Annotated in this window: 15 protein-coding genes; 11 read left to right on the top strand and 4 right to left on the bottom strand. The window is 65.0% G+C overall.

The annotated features are described in order from the left end of the window. Positions 1-27: 27 nt before the first annotated feature. The 10 genes from tolB (at position 28) to AC3WLX_RS16565 (ending at position 14,105) form a co-directional block, all read left to right on the top strand. Positions 28-1,377 (top strand): Tol-Pal system beta propeller repeat protein TolB, encoded by a 1,350-nt coding sequence (gene tolB / locus AC3WLX_RS16610; RefSeq protein ID WP_492337309.1) that lies wholly within the window; start codon positions 28-30, stop codon positions 1,375-1,377. Positions 1,378-1,633: 256 nt separating this feature from the next. Next, complete coding sequence (locus AC3WLX_RS16605; RefSeq protein ID WP_291621341.1) at positions 1,634-3,955, top strand: putative bifunctional diguanylate cyclase/phosphodiesterase; 2,322 nt, start codon at positions 1,634-1,636, stop codon at positions 3,953-3,955. A gap of 170 nt (positions 3,956-4,125) precedes the next feature. Beyond that, complete coding sequence (locus AC3WLX_RS16600) at positions 4,126-4,857, top strand: N-acyl amino acid synthase FeeM domain-containing protein (RefSeq protein ID WP_492336753.1); 732 nt, start codon at positions 4,126-4,128, stop codon at positions 4,855-4,857. 295 nt (positions 4,858-5,152) lie between these two features. Next, positions 5,153-5,641, top strand: coding sequence for a peptidoglycan-associated lipoprotein Pal (gene pal, locus AC3WLX_RS16595; protein ID WP_291621339.1), 489 nt, complete (start codon positions 5,153-5,155; stop codon positions 5,639-5,641). A gap of 187 nt (positions 5,642-5,828) precedes the next feature. Then, a complete protein-coding gene (ybgF, locus tag AC3WLX_RS16590) occupies positions 5,829-6,902 on the top strand; it encodes a tol-pal system protein YbgF (protein WP_492336752.1) in 1,074 nt (357 codons plus the stop codon). A gap of 77 nt (positions 6,903-6,979) precedes the next feature. Beyond that, the gene (tilS, locus tag AC3WLX_RS16585; protein WP_492336751.1) at positions 6,980-8,038 is read left to right on the top strand and encodes a tRNA lysidine(34) synthetase TilS; all 1,059 of its coding nucleotides are present in this window, start codon (positions 6,980-6,982) and stop codon (positions 8,036-8,038) included. A gap of 277 nt (positions 8,039-8,315) precedes the next feature. Then, positions 8,316-10,232 carry an ATP-dependent zinc metalloprotease FtsH gene (gene ftsH, locus AC3WLX_RS16580; RefSeq protein ID WP_492336750.1) on the top strand — a complete coding sequence of 639 codons (1,917 nt, stop codon included), beginning with the start codon at positions 8,316-8,318 and terminating at the stop codon, positions 10,230-10,232. 247 nt (positions 10,233-10,479) lie between these two features. After that, positions 10,480-11,319 carry a universal stress protein gene (locus tag AC3WLX_RS16575; protein ID WP_492336749.1) on the top strand — a complete coding sequence of 280 codons (840 nt, stop codon included), beginning with the start codon at positions 10,480-10,482 and terminating at the stop codon, positions 11,317-11,319. Between the two features lie 9 nt (positions 11,320-11,328). Continuing rightward, a complete protein-coding gene (locus tag AC3WLX_RS16570) occupies positions 11,329-12,597 on the top strand; it encodes an APC family permease (protein WP_492336748.1) in 1,269 nt (422 codons plus the stop codon). A gap of 65 nt (positions 12,598-12,662) precedes the next feature. Then, entirely contained in the window at positions 12,663-14,105 is a 1,443-nt protein-coding gene (locus AC3WLX_RS16565) for a hypothetical protein (protein ID WP_492336747.1), read from the top strand. A gap of 1 nt (position 14,106) precedes the next feature. Here the strand turns inward: AC3WLX_RS16565 and AC3WLX_RS16560 are convergent, their stop codons facing one another. The 4 genes from AC3WLX_RS16560 to AC3WLX_RS16545 form a co-directional block, all read right to left on the bottom strand. Then, positions 14,107-14,790 (bottom strand): class I SAM-dependent methyltransferase, encoded by a 684-nt coding sequence (locus AC3WLX_RS16560; RefSeq protein WP_492336746.1) that lies wholly within the window; start codon positions 14,788-14,790, stop codon positions 14,107-14,109. 8 nt (positions 14,791-14,798) lie between these two features. Then, a complete protein-coding gene (locus AC3WLX_RS16555) occupies positions 14,799-15,794 on the bottom strand; it encodes a glycosyltransferase family 2 protein (RefSeq protein WP_492336745.1) in 996 nt (331 codons plus the stop codon). 163 nt (positions 15,795-15,957) lie between these two features. Continuing rightward, complete coding sequence (locus AC3WLX_RS16550; RefSeq protein WP_492336744.1) at positions 15,958-17,520, bottom strand: hypothetical protein; 1,563 nt, start codon at positions 17,518-17,520, stop codon at positions 15,958-15,960. Positions 17,521-17,739: 219 nt separating this feature from the next. Further along, entirely contained in the window at positions 17,740-19,221 is a 1,482-nt protein-coding gene (locus tag AC3WLX_RS16545) for a hypothetical protein (protein WP_492336743.1), read from the bottom strand. Between the two features lie 295 nt (positions 19,222-19,516). Here AC3WLX_RS16545 and AC3WLX_RS16540 point away from each other — a divergent pair, with 295 nt between their 5' ends. Further along, positions 19,517-19,681 (top strand): Flp family type IVb pilin, encoded by a 165-nt coding sequence (locus AC3WLX_RS16540; RefSeq protein ID WP_492336742.1) that lies wholly within the window; start codon positions 19,517-19,519, stop codon positions 19,679-19,681. Positions 19,682-19,886: the final 205 nt, after the last annotated feature.

The raw sequence follows: 19,886 nt of genomic DNA, 5'->3' as shown, positions 1-19,886 counted from the left end.
AATTTTGCGATGAATGACATTCGATCGATGAACCGCCGCCGCTTCCTGACGCTGACCGGATCGACGCTCGCGATGCTTGGGAGCGGACGTGCCTTCGCTCAGGGGCAGGACGGGCGCCTGCGTATCGATCCCACGGCGTTTCAGCCGATCCCGATCGCGATCACCAATTTCCTGCCCGGCTCGCCTTCCGATGGCGACGTCGGCAACGGCGTCACGCAGGTCATCACCAACAATCTGAAGCGTTCGGGCCTGTTCACGCCGATCGACCAGGCCGCCTTCATCGAGCGCATCAGCAACATGGACGTCGCGCCGAATTTCCAGAACTGGAAGACCCTCAACGCGCAGGCCCTCGTCACCGGCCGCATGACGCGGCAGCCGGACGGAAGGCTCAAGGCCGAATTCCGCCTGTGGGACGTGATTAATGGCCAGCAGCTCGCCGGCCAGCAATACTTCACCTCGCCGGAATATTGGCGCCGCATCGCCCACATTATCTCCGACCAGATCTACGAGCGGATGACTGGCGAAAAAGGCTATTTCGACAGCCGCGTCGTGTTCGTGGACGAGACCGGGCCGAAGGAGCGCCGCGTCAAGCGGCTCGCGATCATGGATCAGGACGGTGCCAACGTGCGCTATCTGACCCGCGGTTCCGACCTCGTGCTGACGCCGCGCTTCTCGCCGAACTCGCAAGAGATCACCTACATGGAGTTCGGCCAGGGCGATCCGAAGGTCTACCTCTACAACATCGAGACCGGCCAGCGCGAGATCGTCGGCAATTTCCCCGGCATGACCTTCGCGCCGCGCTTCTCGCCGGACGGCCAGCGCGTCATCATGAGCCTGCAGCAGGGCGGCAATTCCAACCTGTTCGTGATGGACCTGCGCTCGCGCTCGACCACGCGTCTCACCGACACCCCGGCTATCGACACCTCGCCGTCCTACTCGCCCGACGGCAGCCGCATCTGCTTCGAATCCGATCGCGGCGGCAGGTCGCAGATCTATGTCATGAGCGCGGGCGGCGGGCAGGCGCAGCGCATTTCCTTCTCCAAGGACGACACCAACGCCAGCTATTCGACGCCGGTGTGGTCGCCGAAGGGCGATTACATCGCCTTCACCAGGCAGGGCGGCGGTCAATTCGCAATCGGCGTCATGAAGCCGGACGGCTCCGGCGAGCGGCTGCTCACCTCCGGTTTCCACAACGAAGGCCCGACCTTCTCGCCGAACGGCCGCGTGCTGATGTTCTTCCGCGATCCCGGCGGCAACGGCGGACCGTCGCTGTACTCGGTCGACATTTCGGGCCGCAACGAGCTGAAGGTGCCGACGCCGGGCTTTGCGTCCGACCCGGCATGGTCGCCGCTGCTGTCCTCGACCTCCGGCGGCTGAAGATATCGCGGCGAGGATCTCGCCCGTTCAGACACGCGATGTTGTCGAAAAAGTGCGCCGATTTTTCCGGGTTGGCTGCGCAAGACAAGCCTTTCTTCACCTTGTACTCGGCAGGGCTTGCCTAGTTGCTTGATTTTTAAGCGGAAACAGGCTTGCTGTTGGCGAAAACAACTCGACTTTAACAATGTTCCCTCAGAAAGGCTTCATCTCGGCTGGGTAAAACTACGCGCCAAACAGGACGCGCGTACAAACCCAGATGCAGCTCGCAAGCCAGAGCGGAGAACCCGATCAAGGACAGGCCGCGCCGAAGGTTTCGGCGGCGCTGATCGATTCCCTGTTCGAAGCGTCCGGCCCGTTGCTCGCGGGCATCGTCTTCGTTGCGTTTGGGGCAAGCCTGACCGCGCTGAAGACCGGGCAAACATTACTTTGGGCCTGCGTGCTGTTTCTTGTGGTCGCGGGCGCGATCCGGGTTTTCGATATCCGGCGCTTCAGCCCTCACAAGTCGGCTCTCACTGCCGAAGAAGCCGACAAGTGGCAGAAGCGCTATCGGCGCGGGGCGCTGATCCAGGCCGCCGCGATCGGAACGTGGTGCTCGACAGCACTGCTGAGCAACGATGATCCCGTCGTCCACCTCATCGCCCTGTCCGTGACCACGGGAATCCTGGCGGGAGGAGCGGGCAGGGCCTACGGACGCCCGTCGATATTTCATCAACAGGCCGTGCTTCAGTTCGGTCCCGCCGTGATCGCCTTGGCGGTGCGTGGCACGCCTTACTACATCGCCATGGCCTTTGTGAGCGCCGCGTTCCTGCTGGCGGTGATGCAGCTTTCCGCCAATCTGCACAGGATATTCATGCGGGCCGTCGTGGCCCGCGAACGCGAAGCAGCCCTCGCTGGCCAGTTCGATACCGCGCTGAACAACATGCCGCACGGCTTGTGCATGTTCCGCGTCGACAGGCAGCTTGCCGTGATGAATCATCGGTTTGGCGAGATGCTAGACCTGCCCGAGGATCTCGTTCGCAGTGGCGCCAGCGCGCGTGACGTCGTGGCTGCATGCATCAGCGCGGGCTCGATATCGGCTTCGAGCGGCGAGATGATCATCGCCGGGTTAGAGTCTTCGCAAGCGAAGGAGATCGTCACCATCGATCCCTCGGGGCGAAACCGTGCCTTGTCCTGGACCGTCCAGCCGATGGCGGACGGAGGCGCAGTGTTGCTGCTTGAAGACATTACCGAGCGGCGCAATGCCGAGGCCAAGATCACCCATCTGGCCCGGTACGACGAATTGACGGCGCTGCCCAACCGGGTCCACTTCCGCGACGAGATCGAATGTCTGTTGGCGGCCTCCCATCATGCCGAGCGTCTGTCGGCGCTGCTGTTCATCGATCTCGACCAGTTCAAGCAGGTCAACGACACGCTCGGCCATCCCTGCGGCGACCAGCTGCTCTGCGCCGTCGCCAATCGCCTGCGCGAAATGCTGCGACCCGAGGATTTCGTCGCGCGCTTCGGCGGCGACGAGTTTGTGGTCTTCCAGCAGAACATCACGGCGCCAGAGGATGCCGCCGCGCTGGCGCGCCGTATCGTCGAGCGCTTGAGCGAACGCTACCGGATCGACAATCATCTGGTCGAGATCGGCGCCAGCGTCGGCATCGCGCTGACCTCCCCTGAGGGCGTCAGTGCCGACACGCTCCTGAAGAACGCCGACATGGCGCTCTATCGCGCCAAGGCCGACGGCCGCGGCACCTATTGCTTCTTCCGAGACGAGATGGCGGCAACCGTCGAGGCGCGCCGCATCCTCGAACTCGACCTGCGCAAGGCGCTCGCGAACGAGGAATTCGAGCTGTTCTACCAGCCCCTGGTCAATCTGAAGACGGGCAAGATCAGCACCTGCGAGGCGCTGCTGCGCTGGAACCATCCGGTCCGCGGCACTGTCTCGCCGGTCGACATCATCCCGGTCGCCGAGGACATGGGCCTGATCGTCGATCTCGGCCGATGGATCCTGCGCCGCGCCTGCCTGGAATGCATGAAGTGGCCGGACGGAGTCAGCGTCGCCGTCAACTTCTCGCCGCAGCAATTCCACCAGCGCGACGTGCTGAGCGAAATCCGCTACGCTCTCGAAGTGTCGGGCCTGCCGGCGCATCGGCTCGAGATCGAGATCACGGAATCCTCGCTGCTGCGTAACACCCAGCTCACGCACGATATCCTGTCGCAATTGCACGCGCTCGGCGTGCGCATCTCGCTCGACGATTTCGGCACGGGCTATTCCAGCCTCAGCTATCTGCACAATTTCCCGATGCAGAAGGTGAAGATCGACCGGTCCTTCCTCGAAGGCATCGATAGCGACCGGCCTTTGACGCTGCTGCGGGGCGTCGCGCGGCTGTCCGCCGACCTCGGCATGTCGGTGGTGGTCGAGGGCATCGAGACCAGTGAGCAACTCGAGCTCATCAGCGCCGACGGCACCGTCACGGAAGGCCAAGGCTACCTGTTCAGCCGCCCGGTCCCGGCGGTGCGGGTCCGACAATTGCTCAACGCTTCGCATGGCAGCCGCATGCAAGAGCAGTTGATCGTGGTCTCCTCCCGCTGACTCTGCTGACGGCACGGCACCCGATCGCACGCGATCGATGCAGCGATCGCACCCGTGATTTTGCGGGCCGCAAAGGTTAACCCTAACCCCGCTAAAGCTTTGCAATCTTGTTAAGAACCCATTAATCTTTGTCCACTCGTGGAAGTTGATCGAGAGTTTGGGAGTACAGGATGTCGTCTCATGCCGAGCCACGCGGTCCGTCGCTGGTGCGCGGGGCAGCGTTGTTCGACCGCATCGACTACCGGCTGCTCGAGACGCCCGAGGAAAGGGATCCAGTCTACCTTCTGCGCTACAAGGCCTATCTGAACGGCGGATTGATTTTGCCGTCAGAGACCCGGCGTGTTTGCGATGTCTATGACGACGCGCCGAACGTCTGGATCTTCGGGGTCTATGTCGACGGTGAGCTATGCAGTTCGCTGCGGATTCACGTCCTGACGCCGGAATGCCGCCTGTCCTATTCAACCGAATTGTATGGCGATGTTCTCCATCGACGTCTCGATCGCGGCGAGGTGTTCGTCGACCCCGCACGGCTTGCGGCGGACCCCGAAAAGGCCAAGGGACTTCCGGAGCTTCCGTATCTGACCCTGAGGCTGGCCTATCTGGCTTGCGAGTATTTCAACGCCGATACCGGCCTCGCGATGGTGCGCCCGGATCACCAGCCGTTCTATCGCCGCGTCTTCCTGCATGAGCCCCTGGCCGAACCGCGCGCTTTTCCGGGGTGGCATACGATGAAGACGTCGTTGATGGCGTCCGATTTCCGGCAGCTCCGGGAAAAGGTGCTGACACGCTTTCCCATCATGCGCTCGAACGCGTTCGAGCGGCGGATGCTGTTCGAGCGCGGCGTTCAGCGCAAGCCTGCCTCCCGGCCGGTGCTGGTCGGGAGCGCCGCCGCGCAAGTCTGAAGTTTACCGGTCAATTGATCGTGCGGCCCGGATCAGTCACCGTTCCGGCCGCGACGGCGACGGGCGATGCCGCGGGGCCAAAAGACCAGGCGAAGCCTGCCTTTTAGCCATTATCCCTGCTTGCCTTCACCCTCACGCCACATTTACAACCCATTAACCATGCCGGTTGCTTTTCGCTGGTTGGGGGCATTTGACCGGCTGCGGCAAGGTTCCGTCAAGGTTGACGGAACGTTCGCTTAACCAACCCCCTGTAGACCGGACAGCAGTGGACTAACGTGAGCGTGGAGGCTCCGGAATGAGACATCCTATGCGTATCCTCCAGGGATTGAAGCTGGCCGCGGTGCTCGCCGTCGCACTGTCGATGGGCGCCTGCGCCAACAAAAATGCCGCGACGGATGCGATGGCCAATGCGGCGACGCCGGGCAGCCAGCAGGACTTCGTCGTCAACGTCGGCGACCGCGTGTTCTTCGAAAGCGACCAGACCGATCTGACCCCGCAGGCGATCGTGACCTTGGAGAAGCAGGCGCAGTGGCTTCAGAGCTATCCGCGCTACAGCTTTACCATCGAAGGCCATGCCGACGAGCGCGGCACCCGCGAATACAACATCGCGCTCGGCGCCCGCCGTGCGCAGTCGGTGCGTTCGTTCCTTGCCTCGCGCGGCATCGATCCGAACCGCATGCGCACGATCTCCTACGGCAAGGAGCGGCCGGTGGCCGTCTGTAACGACATCTCCTGCTGGTCGCAGAACCGTCGTGCCGTGACCGTGCTGAACGCGAGCTCCTGAGGATCGGTCAGGCGGCGTTCATCTTCAGAAACAGATTATGCCGGCGCCCTTTCGGGCGCCGGTTTCGTTTCAGCATTCTGTGACTTAAAACCCTTGGTGCCAGTCACATTTTTGGCGTACTCCACCTCGATCTGTGGCGCGTCGAATGTTCCGTCGCAGGCCATTTCGGTTTCCTCGTCAGGGCAAAATGTCATCCAGATTTAAGCTCTTTACCGGCACCGTGGCGACCGCCGCGCTGCTCTCCTTGTGCGCGCCCGCAACTGCGCAATCGATCTTCGCTCAGTCGGATGACGCCGATGCGGAGATGCGGATCGAGCGGCTGGAGAATCGGCTGCGCCAGCTCACCGGCCAGAACGAGGAGCTGCAATACCGTAACCGCCAGCTCGAGGAGCGGCTGCGGGCGCTTGAGGGCGGTGCGCAGGCCGCGCCCGGACAGGCGCCCAGCGTCGCGGCGATGCCGCCCGCGCAAACCGCACCAGCTCAGGTCGCACCCGGCTATCGCCAGGGGACGCAACAGCAGGCGGTGCAGCCGAATTACGAACAGCCGCAGATCGCCTCGCCCGCGCCGATCGTTCAGGAGCAGCCGGCGCCCGGCGCACCCGGCTCGCGCCGCCGCGGCGATGCCTTCGATCCGAACCAGAATCCGAATGCGCCTGGTGCGCCGCGCGCGCTGGGCGGCGGGCAACAGCCGATGCCGGCAGGAGCTCCGAGCGGGGCACCGGGCGGGCGCAGCGCCGGCGAGCCGCTCGATCTCGCCACTGCCAACCCCCGCTACCAGCAGGGTGTGCCGCCGGCTGCACAGCCGGCCTATCCATCGGCCCAGCCGGGCTATCCGGCGCCATCGGGCGGCGCCGGCCTCACGACGCTGCCGCCCTCGGCGACGCCGCGCGACGAGTTCGACCTCGGCATCGGCTACATGCAGCGCAAGGACTATGCGCTCGCCGAGCAGACCATGAAGAACTTTGCGCAGAAATTCCCGAGCGACCCCCTGGTCGGAGACGCGCAATACTGGCTCGGCGAGAGCTACTTCCAGCGCCAGCAATATCGCGATTCCGCCGAAGCCTTCCTCGGCGTCACCACCAAATACGAGAAATCGGCCAAGGCGCCGGATGCGCTGCTGCGGCTCGGCCAGTCGCTCGCCGCGCTCAAGGAGAAGGAGGCGGCCTGCGCCGCCTTCGGCGAGATCGGCCGCAAATATCCGCGCGCGTCCGCCGGCGTCAAAGCCGCCGTCGATCGCGAGCAGAAGCGGGTGAAGTGCTGACGTCCAGAGGCATGACAAGTCGGAACGTGCTGCGCTAAACCTTGCGAGCATCCGCCGGCGACTGTCAGGGCCTCGTCATGTCAGACGACGACAATTCACCGATCTCGGCACTGGAGGCGAGGCGCCTGTTCGCGCGCTTCAAAGCTGAGCCGGCCTTGGTGCTCGCGGTCTCGGGCGGGCCCGACTCGGTCGCGCTGATGTGGCTTGCGGCGCGCTGGCGGCGCGGCCTGGCGCGCGGCCCGCAACTCACCGTCGTCACCGTCGATCACGGCCTGCGCCCGGAAGCGGCCCGCGAGGCGCGCGAGGTCAGGCAACTCGCCGCCGAGCTCGGCCTGCCGCACCGGACCCTGCGCTGGCGCGGCGCAAAGCCGAAGACCGGGCTGCCTGCCGCTGCGCGCGAGGCCCGGTACCGTCTGCTCGCAGGGGCCGCGCGGACCGCTGGCGCGGGCCATGTGCTGACGGCCCACACCCGCGACGACCAAGCCGAGACCCTGTTGATGCGCCTCTTGCGCGGCAGCGGCCTTGCCGGACTGTCGGCCATGGCGCCCCTCAGCGAGCGCGACGGACTAGTCCTGGCGCGTCCCTTGCTCGATGTTCCCAAATCGCAGCTGATCGCGACCTTGAGGCGGGCCGGGATCGGCTTTGCCGAGGACCCCACCAACCGGGATACCGCCTTCACCCGGCCGCGGCTGCGCGCGCTGCTGCCGCTTCTGGCGGCCGAGGGCGGCGACAGCAGAAATCTGGCTCGGCTTGCGGCAAGGTTGGCGCGGGCCAATGCGGCGGTCGAGGTGCTCGCGGACGGCGCAGAGCGCTTTCTCCGCTTGCGGGATCGCGGCGATGCGCCGCAGGCGGGCGTCCGGAGCTTCGAGGCGGCGGCATTTGCCGCCCTGCCGGAGGAGGTCCGGCTGCGGCTGCTGCTGCGGGCCGTCAACGCGCTCGGACATGAAGGGCCGGCGGAACTCGGCAAGGTCGAAGCCTTGCTGTCCGCGTTGGACCAGGCGATCGCTGCAAGCGTTCGCAGGCGCGCCACCGACCGGCCAGTGCTGAAGCAGACCCTCGCGGGAGCCTTGATCAGCCTCGCGGGCGGGCGTATCCACATTGCGCCGGCACCGGCCCGGCGGAGCACCGGAAGATGAGCACGACATCGGGCGCATCATGACACCGGCCAATCTGCCCCGGCGGCGTCAGGCCACCTTAACCAGGCCGGAAAAACCCCCGATCGAACGCCATTATTTCAGCGGGAATCGCGCTAAGATGGGATAAATAGTCCCATCTCGTTCCCTTGGCAGCGACGGGGGCGGCACCTAAATTGTATCCGTCTAACGATGAGGATTCCTTGGGATTTCCTCGCATTGACCAAAGCCACTGCCCAAGGATCAGGGTCGCGATCCGCGCGACCACGAAGGAAGATCGATGAACGCCAATTTGCGCAATTTCGCCCTCTGGGTCATCATAGTTTTGCTGCTGTTGGCGTTGTTCACGCTCTTCCAGAATCCGGGTCAGCGGGCCTCCTCGCAGGACATCGCGTTCTCGCAGCTGCTGAGCGAGGTTGACCGCGGCAATGTGCGCGACGTCGTGATCCAGGGGCCCGATATCCACGGCACCTTCACCAACGGCTCGAGCTTCCAGACCTATGCGCCGAACGATCCGACGCTGGTGAAGCGCCTCTATGACAGCAAGGTCCAGATCACCGCGAAGCCGCCGGGCGACAACGTGCCTTGGTTCGTCTCGCTGCTGGTCTCCTGGCTGCCCTTCATCGCGCTGATCGGCGTCTGGATCTTCCTGTCGCGGCAGATGCAGGGCGGCGCCGGCAAGGCGATGGGCTTCGGCAAGTCGCGCGCCAAGATGCTGACGGAAGCGCATGGCCGCGTCACCTTCGAGGACGTCGCCGGCGTGGATGAGGCCAAGCAGGACCTGCAGGAGATCGTCGAATTCCTGCGCGATCCCGGCAAATTCCAGCGCCTCGGCGGCCGCATTCCGCGCGGCGTGCTGCTGGTCGGTCCTCCCGGTACCGGCAAGACCCTGATCGCGCGTGCGGTCGCGGGTGAAGCCAACGTGCCGTTCTTCACCATTTCCGGCTCCGACTTCGTCGAAATGTTCGTCGGCGTCGGCGCGTCCCGCGTCCGCGACATGTTCGAGCAGGCCAAGAAGAATGCGCCCTGCATCATCTTCATCGACGAAATCGACGCGGTCGGTCGTCACCGTGGCGCCGGCCTCGGCGGCGGCAATGACGAGCGCGAGCAGACGCTGAACCAGCTGCTGGTCGAGATGGACGGCTTCGAGGCCAACGAGGGCGTGATCCTGATCGCGGCGACCAACCGTCCCGACGTGCTCGATCCCGCGCTGTTGCGTCCGGGCCGCTTCGACCGCCAGGTCGTGGTACCGAACCCCGACGTCGTCGGCCGCGAGCAGATCCTGAAGGTGCACGTCCGCAAGGTGCCGCTGGCGCCCGATATCAACCTCAAGACCATCGCGCGCGGCACTCCGGGCTTCTCCGGCGCCGACCTGATGAATCTCGTCAACGAAGCCGCTCTGACCGCCGCCCGCCGCAACAAGCGAATGGTGACGCAGGCCGAGTTCGAGGAGGCCAAGGACAAGGTGATGATGGGCGCCGAGCGCAAATCGCTCGTCATGACCGAGGAAGAGAAGCTCTTGACGGCCTATCACGAGGGTGGCCACGCCATCGTCGGCCTCAACGTCGTCGCCACCGATCCGATCCACAAGGCGACGATCATTCCGCGCGGCCGTGCGCTTGGCATGGTCATGCAGCTGCCAGAACGCGACAAGCTGTCGATGTCGCTGGAGCAGATGACTTCGCGCCTCGCCATCATGATGGGCGGTCGCGTCGCGGAAGAACTGATCTTCGGCAAGGAGAAGGTGACGTCCGGCGCCTCTTCCGACATCGATCAGGCGACGCGACTGGCGCGCATGATGGTCACACGCTGGGGTCTGTCGGACGAACTCGGCACCGTGTCCTACGGCGAAAACCAGGACGAGGTGTTCCTCGGCATGTCGGTATCGCGCACCCAGAATGCGTCGGAAGCCACGGTCCAGAAGATCGACACCGAGATCCGCCGCTTCGTTGAAGAGGGCTACAACGAAGCCAAGCGTATCCTCACCGAGAAGCGGCAGGATCTCGAAACCTTGGCCAAGGGCCTGCTCGAGTTCGAGACGCTGAGCGGCGACGAGATCATCGATTTGTTGAACGGCAAGAAGCCGAACCGCGAGTCCGTGCTGGAGCCGACTACGCCGCGCGCCTCCGCCGTGCCTCCGGCCGGCAAGCCGCGCCCGCGGCCCGATCCCGGCCTGGAGCCGCAGCCGCAGGCTTAATTTTGGCAGCAGATGGAATCGAAAGACGCGGCGGAAACGCCGCGTTTTTTCTGCCTGAAGCTCGTCATCGCGAGCTGGCTTTCTGCTGGCGCCTCCTGTCGAAGCGCTGGGTGGAGCGGAGCAGTCCTTTGCGATTGCCTTCGTGCCTAGGCCGTTTTGCCACAGCCATTCCGCCTGAATGGCTTGCGGTCGGTCAAGAGAGTGGACCTCGATCGCGCTAGGCTCCCACTCCTCAAAGGAGGGAGCCATGGCCTTCAAGGATGTACTGTTGACCCTGACGAGCTATCCGCAACCGACGCCGGTTTCGGTGATCGACGGCGCGGTTGAGATAGCCGCCGTTCTGGATGCGCATCTCGCAGCCATCTCCTGCGAGGTTCATGCCGAAGTGCGCGGGAGCCTGCTCGGGGATGCCATCCTGGACATTCCCGCGCTCGTTGCCCGCGAGGCTGCCAAGAGCCGCGACAACGCGAAAGCGCTGCTGGCGGCATTCGAAACCTCGGCCGCGAAATCCGGCATTCGGCACGAGATCATCTTCGAGCAATGTGCAACCGCGGGCGAGGCGGCACTGCTGGTCGACTATGCGAGGCTTCGCGATCTCACGATCATGGCGGTGCCGGAATCCCATGATCTCGGCTATGCCGAGGAGGTGATCTTCGAATCCGGCAGGCCGACGCTGATCCTCCCCACTGCTCCGCGCTCGCATCCATTCCGGCTTGATGCCGTTTGCGTGGCCTGGGACTTCAGCCGCACAGCTGCGCGCGCGGTTTCCGACGCGCTTCCTTTGCTCGAAGCGGCGAAAACCGTGCGCGTCGTGACCGTTACCAATGAAAAAGCCCTCGATTCGAAACACTCCGCCGAAGAACTGGCGAAGAATCTGGCTCGTCACGGTGTCGAGGTCGTGCTCGACAAGATCGATGCCGGCGGCAAGCCGATTGGCGAGATCCTCGGAGCCCACGTGCTCTCCCACGGCATCGACGTTCTCGTGATGGGCGCGTACGGAACGCCGAGGTGGCGGGAATTCGTGCTCGGCGGCGCGACCAGGGCGCTGCTGTCCAAGCCGCCGATCCCGATCCTGTTCTCTCATTGATCCCAGGCCATGCAGGAGGTGGGAATAGCTGCCAATCAGCAGCCTGGTATCAGGAAAACGCCGGACGGTTCAACGAAGCTAATCAGATCGCTCACGCTCACGCACGCGGTGCTGTACGGGCTCGGCGTGACCATCGGCGCCGGCATCTACGTCCTGGTGGGAGCGGCCGCCGCGCGGAGCGGAATGCACGCGCCTCTGGCGTTCCTAGGCGCGGCGATCGTGATGGGCATGACGGCCGGCACCTTCGCCGAGCTCGGCACGCGCCTGCCGGTTGCGGCAAGCGAGGCTGCCTATGTCCAGGCCGCATTCCATCGCAAGTGGCTCTCCGGCGCCACAGGGCTGCTCGTCGTTGCCGCGGCGACGATCTCCGGCGCGACCATCACGGTCGGGAGTGCTGGCTACATCAGTGTATTCCTGCCGCTACCTTCCGGCTGGATCATCGCGGGCGTCGTGCTCGCGATGGGTGCGATCGCCTGCCTGTCCGCGGTTCAGTCCATCAGCTTCGCCGGGCTGATGACGGTGGTGGAGATCGGAGGATTGGTCCTCATCGTCGGGGCCGGGCTGGTTCAGGGCGACGCCCTGATCTCGCGGCTGCCCGAATTGTGGGTCCCCATCGGCGATGAAGCGGCCTGGGCCGGCATCGCGCAGACGACGCTGCTTGCCGTGTTTGCGTTCATCGGGTTCGAGCACCTGGTGAACATCTCCGAGGAAATGAAGAATCCGTCCCGGACCTTGCCCTGGGCGCTGCTGATCACCCTCGGCGTGACGGCGCTGCTCTACATGGTTGTGGTCTGGGTCGCCGTGGTTGCGGTGCCCCCGGCCGAGCTCGCGCGCTCCTCCGCCCCGCTTGCCCTGGTGTTCCAGCGGTTGACCGGTCTTCCTCTCTGGGTCCTGAGCGCCGTCGCGATCATTGCGACAGTCAACGGAATCATCGTTCACATGCTCATGATCGGACGCGTGCTGTACGGGCTTGCGGACCAGGGCAGCCTTCCGGCCCTGCTCGCCCGGGTGAACGCCAGAACGGGCGCGCCGGTGGTCGCAACTCTGTTCGGAGTCGGCGCCATCCTGATCCTCGCTCTCGGCGTTCCCTTGACCGGACTGGCCGAATGGACCTCGCGCCTGACGCTTGGGATTTTCGTTCTGGTCAACCTGGCCCTTCTTCGGATCAAGGCGAAGGAAGCGGCACCTCCTGCCGGCGTGTTCGTCGTACCGATCTGGGTGCCGATTGCGGGGTTGTTCACAAGCGCCGCATTGCTCCTGATCGATCTGTTCGGGTAGCGCGCTTTCGCGAACGCGGGAAACACTAAGAAGAACTTAACGCTTGCGGCCTAACTTGGCCCGCCATGACTGATCAGGTCGCCCACAGCGCGGTTCAACCGTTTCCGGCACGTGCAGCGCTCCCCTGGGCGGTGGGGCTCGGCCTCTATGCCGTGTTGCTGGTGGCCGGGCCGCGGCTGCTCGGTGATCCCGACAGCTATTCTCACATCGAGGTCGGGCGCTGGATCATCGCGCATGGCTCCCTGCCGGCGAACGACCCCTTTTCGTTTTCGAAGCATGGCGCGCCCTGGGTCCCCTTCGAATGGTTGTCCCAAGTCATTTATGCCGCTGTCTACGCGCTTGCCGGCTGGCCTGGCGTCGTCGCGATCGCGGCCGCCGCGATAGCGCTCGCCTTCGCCCTGCTCACGTTTTTCCTGCTGCGCTCGCTTCCGCCAAGCCTCACCCTGCTCATGGTGATCGCAGCAGTCATTCTGGTGGCCCCGCACATGCTGGCGCGGCCGCATGTCCTCGTGTTGCCGCTGATGGTGATTTGGGCGGCCGCGCTGGTTCGTTGCATGGATCGCGGCACGCCTCCGCCATACTGGGCGCTGCCGCTGCTGGTGTTGTGGACCAATCTGCACGGCAGCGTGGTGCTGGCTCTTGGGCTGATCGGCCCGGCGGTGCTCGAGGCGCTGCTGCGTGAGCCGCGAAGCGAATGGCCGCGCGTGCTGCTGCGATGGCTGCCATTCTCTGCACTTGCCCTGGCGGCGTCCTGCCTGACGCCGCACGGCCCTGAACCGCTCTTGATGCCGCTGACGACACTCGGCCTCGGTCCGGCGCTGGCCTGGATCTCGGAATGGCGACCGCAGGATTTCGGTCGCATAGGCGGTTTCGAACTGCTGCTGCTGGCCGGCATCTTCGCGCTCACGCGCGGCGTCACGCTGCCGGTGGTGCGGGCGTTGGTGCTGATCGGCTTGCTCCATTTCGCGCTGGCGCAGATGCGCAATGCGGATCTGCTCGCCATGCTTGCGCCGCTCTATCTGGCGGCCCCGCTGGGGCGGAGTTTCGGCGGACCGGCCGCAGACGATGCGGCGGCTCCCGCGCGTGGCTTGAAGCTGGCCGGGCTCGGCGCGCTGATCGTGATCAGCGCCGTGGCCCTGGCGCGCGAAGTCAGGCCGGCTCCGTCCATCACGCCCCAGGCCGCCGTCGCGGAGGCCGGCCTCGCCAAGGCGGGACCCGTGCTCAACGACTATGGTTTCGGCGGCTATCTGATCTTTGCCGGCATTCCCACTTTCATCGACGGCCGCGGCGAATTGTACGGCGGGCCGTTCATCGACCGCTACAACCGCGCGCTGGCGCTGATCGACCTCGGAGACTTTCTCAAGCTGCTCGATGACTACAGCATCGGCGCGACGCTGCTCGCTCCGAGCACGCCGGCGGTCGCAATGCTCGACCGGCTGCCGCAGTGGCAGCGCGTCTACAGCGACGATGTGGCGGTCGTGCACAAGCGCCGAGATCAGCAAAGATAATTCACGCCGTGCCGAAGGCGGCGTATTGGCCCCCGAGCCAGACCCCGCTGAGGGCCGCTTCGAGACGTCGCGCCGGCTTGCTGTCCCAGGGCAGCAGCAGGAAGTGCCGCACGCCGATCTCGCGCAGGCCGCTCGCCGCCATCAGCTTCCGGGACGTGCCGGCACCGAGCAGGACCGCGTCCCGGTCGAACTCGCAGCGCGCAACGGCGAGGCGCGTCAGCGGATTGTACGGATTGTGCTCGATCACGCAGACGAGCCCGCCCGGGCGTGTCACGCGCCGCATCTCCGCGATGAACCTCGCCCATTCGGCCGGCACGATATGGTGCATCACGCAGATGGCCGTGACCAGGTCGAAGCTGGCGTCGGCAAACGGGAAATTGCGGCCGTCGAACTCCCGGTAGTCGACCCCTTGGTTGCGAGCGCGCGCCTGCGTCAGGCTGGCGGACGAGACATCGATGCCGCTCACCCCGCCGACCATGCCGTGCAGCAGCGGGTGAAGGCTGCCGACGCCGCAGCCGACGTCCAGCATGTCCGGCCGGACCGTGCCGAGCCTCTGCGCGATCAGCTCGCGCAGCAGATCGGCCTTGGCGCGCATGAAGAAGTCGTGCGGCAGGCCCGAGAAGTCGATCGAGGATTGAACCACATCGCGGTAGTTGTCGTGATATCCGTCAAAGAGCTCGGCCATGCGCGGGGTCACTCGTTGACGGCGTGGATCGCGGGCGTCGCCGACGCCGCGTCGCGGTCGAAGCCGATGCGGGCCTGCACCACGTAGAGCGGGCGGCGCTTCACCTCGGCATGGATGCGCCCGACATAGAGCCCGACAATACCCGTCATCAGCATGTTGATGCCGCACAAGAGCGACACGACGACCATCGTCGAGGACCAGCCGGTCACCAGATGGCTGTCCTTGCTGAGCCACAACAGGACCACCCAGCCGCCATAGAGCAGCGCGAGTCCGGAGACCGTCAATCCGCACCAGATCGCGAGCCGCAACGGCAGATCGGAAAAGCCGAGCGCGGCGTTCACCGCCAGGCGGATCATCTTGAACAGCGGGTATTTGGTTTCGCCCGCGGCGCGCTCGAGGCGGTGGAAGGCGACCTCGGCCTGCCGGAAGCCGAGCCAGGCGATCATGCCGCGCACGAAGCGATCCTGCTCGGGCATCTGCTTCAGCGCATCCAGCACCTTGCGATCGATCAGTCGGAAGTCGCCGACATCGGCGGGAATGCCGACCGAGGACATCCTGCCCAGGAGCCGGTAGAACAGATGCGCGGTCGCGCGCTTGAAGCGGCTCTCTCCCTCGCGCGACAGGCGGCGGGCGTGAACGATGTCGTTGCCCTCCTTCCATTTCGCGATTAATTGCTCGATCACTTCGGGCGGATCCTGCAGATCCGCATCCATGACGATGACGGCGTCGCCCTGCGCGGCGTCCATGCCGGCGGTGATGGCGACCTGATGGCCGAAATTCCTGGACAGGCCGATGTAGCGAAAGCGCGGATCGCGCGCGGCCAGCGCGCGCAGCACGATCGGGCTGGAATCTCTGCTGCCGTCGTCGACGAAGATCGCTTCCGCCGGCCCGTCGAGCCGGGACATGACCTGGTCGAGCCGTCGCAACAGCACCGGCAGCACGGCTTCCTCGTTGAACACGGGAATGACGAGGCTGTAGCGGATCGATCTGGAGCTGGCCGCCATGCGAAAGAGTCCGATTGGGGTGCAGGGGCGGAAGTCTATGAGCCCCTGGTTAAGGCCGCCTTGCCGCAACCGTTAAGGGTCTATCGCCCGGAGCATGGCTCAAGCGCGCGACAGAGCGAAATGATGAAGCCCGGTTAACCACGTCCGTGCCGCTGCGCCTTTCCTAGGGCTTGCGGCGAATCCTGTAGAGGACGAACCGCTGCGAGCTCTCCAGCACATGCAGCAGATCCGGCAGCGGATTTGCGGCCGGCGGTCCCAGCACATAGAGGTAGTCGAAATCCCGGTGCCAGCTGCGGACGAACTGGGGAGCGTCCGCCGGCGGCTGACCCGTGGCGATGGCGGCAAGCAGGGCTAACGGCACCGGGCCGCCATAGGGGATGGCGATATCGCGCACCGCCGCGCGCGGCCGCACCGGTTGCTTGCCTTCTTCGGTAAACAGGTTGGGCACGAATGCGTCGGCGTAGTGCACGGCCAGCGTCGGCGCATAATACATCGGATAGGAGGTGAGGTCGGCGAAGGGCGGATCGCCGTTGTTGCCCGTGCTGCCGACGAGAACGCGCGAGCCGCGGTCGATCTTCTGGAACGAGGCGATGATCGCCGCGTAGTCGGCGCGATAAGGCAGCCAGACCGCGAAGACGACGGCGAGATTGAGCAGGATGACGCCGCTGGTCGCGGCGAGCGCCGCCGTTCCCCAGGCCCTGCTCGGAAGCGACAGCGAGCAGAACGCCGGCAGGATCAGGGCCGCGGCGGGGATCACGCGAAGATCGACGAACGAGGTCCCGAACAGTTTTGAGGGAATGACGAGGTAGAGCAGCGCGAAGCCGCTCGCGAGCCATATCCCGGCCGGATCGAGCCTGAGAACGCCGCGCCTTGCGGCGAACAGCAGCGCGGTCATCAGCACGAGTCCGGTCACCGCCGCGGCCGTCAGATTGTAGCCGTTCATGATGCGGAGCGGCCAGACCGGCTTGAATGCGACGAACCAATCGTTGCCGTCGCTTCCGATCGCGCCTGCCGTGACATGCATGATCGCAAGCAGCGCCAGCGCCGGGAGAGCCAAGGCGCCAAGCCGCGCGGCCGCGACGGGATACGCGACCTTGCGTTGGTACATGCGCGACAGTTCGAAAAGGCCGAGCGTTGCGCCGTAGATGCCGAGCGAAAAGAAATGCGCCACGTAGAGCGCGGTGACGAAGATCAGATTGGCAAGGAACCGCAGCGGCCAGGGGCCGTCGGCCAGCCGCAGGTAGACGGCGATGCCCCAGAGCGCGAGGCCGAGCCCGAACTCGAAATTCACGAACCCCCAGCTGAACGGCAGGCAATAGAGGAAAGCGAGCGCAGCGAAGCCGGCGAGACGGACGCGCCCCTTCCGGACCCATTCGAGCAGAAGCGCGCCGGTGACGATCAGCAACTGGCTCAGCAGGAGAAACAACCGCGTGGCGCTCTCGACGCTCATCAGCCGCGCCAGCTGCGGCACCAGAAGGTCCATGCCGAGGTTGGGATAGAACGCCCAGGTCACCTCGTAATGCGGATTGGCATTGGGGGTGCCGTTCTGGCTGAGAATATACATGCGGGCGAGGTGATTGGGATAATCGACCATCGCCGGGATAGGGGTCAGCAGCACCGGAAGAAGCGAGACAGCCGCCAGCACCGCGAACAAGAACATCGCCGCGGCTCGGTCCGGATCGGGGGGCGCCGGATCTGTCAGGGTCGGCTTGCTGAAAGAAACCATATGGGAGCGAGTTCGCCTGTAGCCATCCTTCGAGACGCCCGCCGGTGGCGGGCCTCAGGATGAGGATCGAGTGTGTTGCGCTGGTTTCAACGAACTGATGCTGCTTAGCCTCACCCTGAGGAGACCGCGAAGCGGTCGTCTCGAAGGACGAAGCGCGCGCTCAGGTGAGTGCACCTCCGTCGTCGCGACACGTCCAAGTGGGCGCCCTCGAGCAGGTCCTCACTTCGAAGGCGCCGCGGTCGCGGTGTCGCGGACATGGACCACCGCGATGTCGTCGGCATAGATCCGCTTCCAGCCCTTGAGCTGGTCGAGGATCTGCGGGCCCGGCGCATCAGCGACCAGGAGCGTCGCGTCGATCTTGTGCTCGTCGAGCAGGCGCGGCAGCAGCTCGGGCTTCTTGCCCTCGGTCGCCTTGAAGAAATCCATCACGAATTTCTCGCCATAGAGCTCGGCGCGGCCGTCGATGAAGACGGGGATATCGCGCGAGATCAGATAGCCGCCGAATTGATAGGCGTTGAAGATGCGCTGCGCCTTGCGCTGCTCGAGCAGGTCCACGGCTGCAACCGGCGTCTGCGTCATCGTGAAGGTGAAGCGGTGGTGCCCCAAATAGAGCGAGGTCGAGGTCCAGCTGGCCGCGACGATTGCCAGCGCGCCGAGCGTTGTCATGTAGCGGCCCGGCCAGCTGTCGGCACCGGCCGCGTCGGGCTTGGGCCGTGGGAACATTTCGGCGAGCGGCTTTGCCAGCACCAGCGGCAGCAAAAAGGCAAAGGCGTCGATGCTCCTGACATGGGTCAGCGCGCTCCAGGTCAGGAACAGGATCAGGAAGATCCGGGGCGCCGACAGCACCAGACCGCGATAATAGCCGAATGCGATCAGCGCCAGCAGGGCGCCTTCGAACGGGGTGAACGTTGCGAAGTTTGCCGGCATCCATTCGAAGATCAGCGTCAGCACCTCGCCGAGGCTGAGGATGTTGGACGCACCCTGCAGCGTTCGCCAGCCATAGGGCGTGCAGCAGCTCGCGACCAGCGCGCCGATTCCGAACAGCACCCAGCGCATGAACAGCGCGAGCCGGCGTCCCTTCTCGGCATGCTCGACCGCCTCGAGCGAGATCGGACCGATCAGCGCGAGCCCGAGCACGAAGCCGCCATGCAGGTTCGCCCACAGCGCCATCAGCGGCAGCCAGGTCCAGGACGGCGCACTCCTGCGGTCCGCCGCCGCCATCAGCAGGCCGACCCACGCCACCATCACCGGCAGCGCCAGAATATGCGGGCGCGCCAGCACGTGGTGGATCGACAGCAGCAGCGCCAGCATCGCGAACAGCACTGCGCGCGGTGCCTCGATATGCGCCTCGAGCAGCTGGACGAGGAGCGCGAGCGCGAGCGCGATCGCGGCCGCGGAGAGGATGACGGGACCCGCCCAGCCCCATTGCGCATGGAAGAAGGCGAATGCGACCTGCGACAGCCACGAGGTCGAGATCCACGGCGCGCCCGCCCGCGTGAAGGAATAGAAGTCGGCGGTTGGCATGGCGCCGTGGTCGAGGATCCATCGCCCGATCTTGATCTGCCAGAACGAGTCGGAATCGGAAAGCAGCGTGTCGCCGAGAAAAAAGAAGAACAGATAGGCGCCGGCCCCGACGCACAGCGGCACCAGGGCGCGCGCACGGCCCTGCACCGCGATGCTGTTGGCAAAGGAAAGGGACATGCCGCCTCGTCGTCCTGTCGTTCTTGTCGGCCCGAGCGGGCGGCATTGGACCACGCCCGGTCATAACTTCGGGTAAATCGGCCGCTTCAGCCGGCTTCATATCCCGACAATTTAACGGATCGTTTTGGAATTCGATTTACCATCGACGAATACACGCAATCCGCTCGGTGTTTACGCAGTCGAATTAACTGCGGCGAAATTCTTTGCCTCTAGGTTCGCCTCCACGGTCGGGCGGCGCTGGGAAGCCGAAAAGACCAGATCAGTTGTAGCCTCGTGTACTCATTTGGAGCACTCTATGAAGAACCTCGTTGCGCGTTTCCTCAAGGATGAATCCGGCGCCACCGCCATCGAATACGGCCTGATCGCCGCCGGCATCGCGCTGGCGATCATCACTGTCGTCAACAACCTCGGCAGCACGCTGAACACCAAGTTCAGCTCGATCTCGACCAGCCTCAAGTAAGGCCGGACGACCACTGGAATAACGAAGGGCCCCGTCCCTGGCGGGGCTCTTTTTCGTGCGCGGCGCCTGCAGCCGGACAATCGGCCGAGGTGCATGGTTCGGGACGTGCGCTTTGGCAGGCGAGCTGTGATGAGCCTCAGACATCCCGCTGCAAAAGCGACCCGAGGGGCCGCTGCAGCCGAAGGATGACTTGGGGTAAGCTTTG

The organism is Bradyrhizobium sp. FW305-F6 (assembly GCF_058782905.1).
The sequence above is the reverse complement of the archived record's forward strand: the minus strand, read 5'-3'. Positions and strand labels throughout refer to the sequence as shown.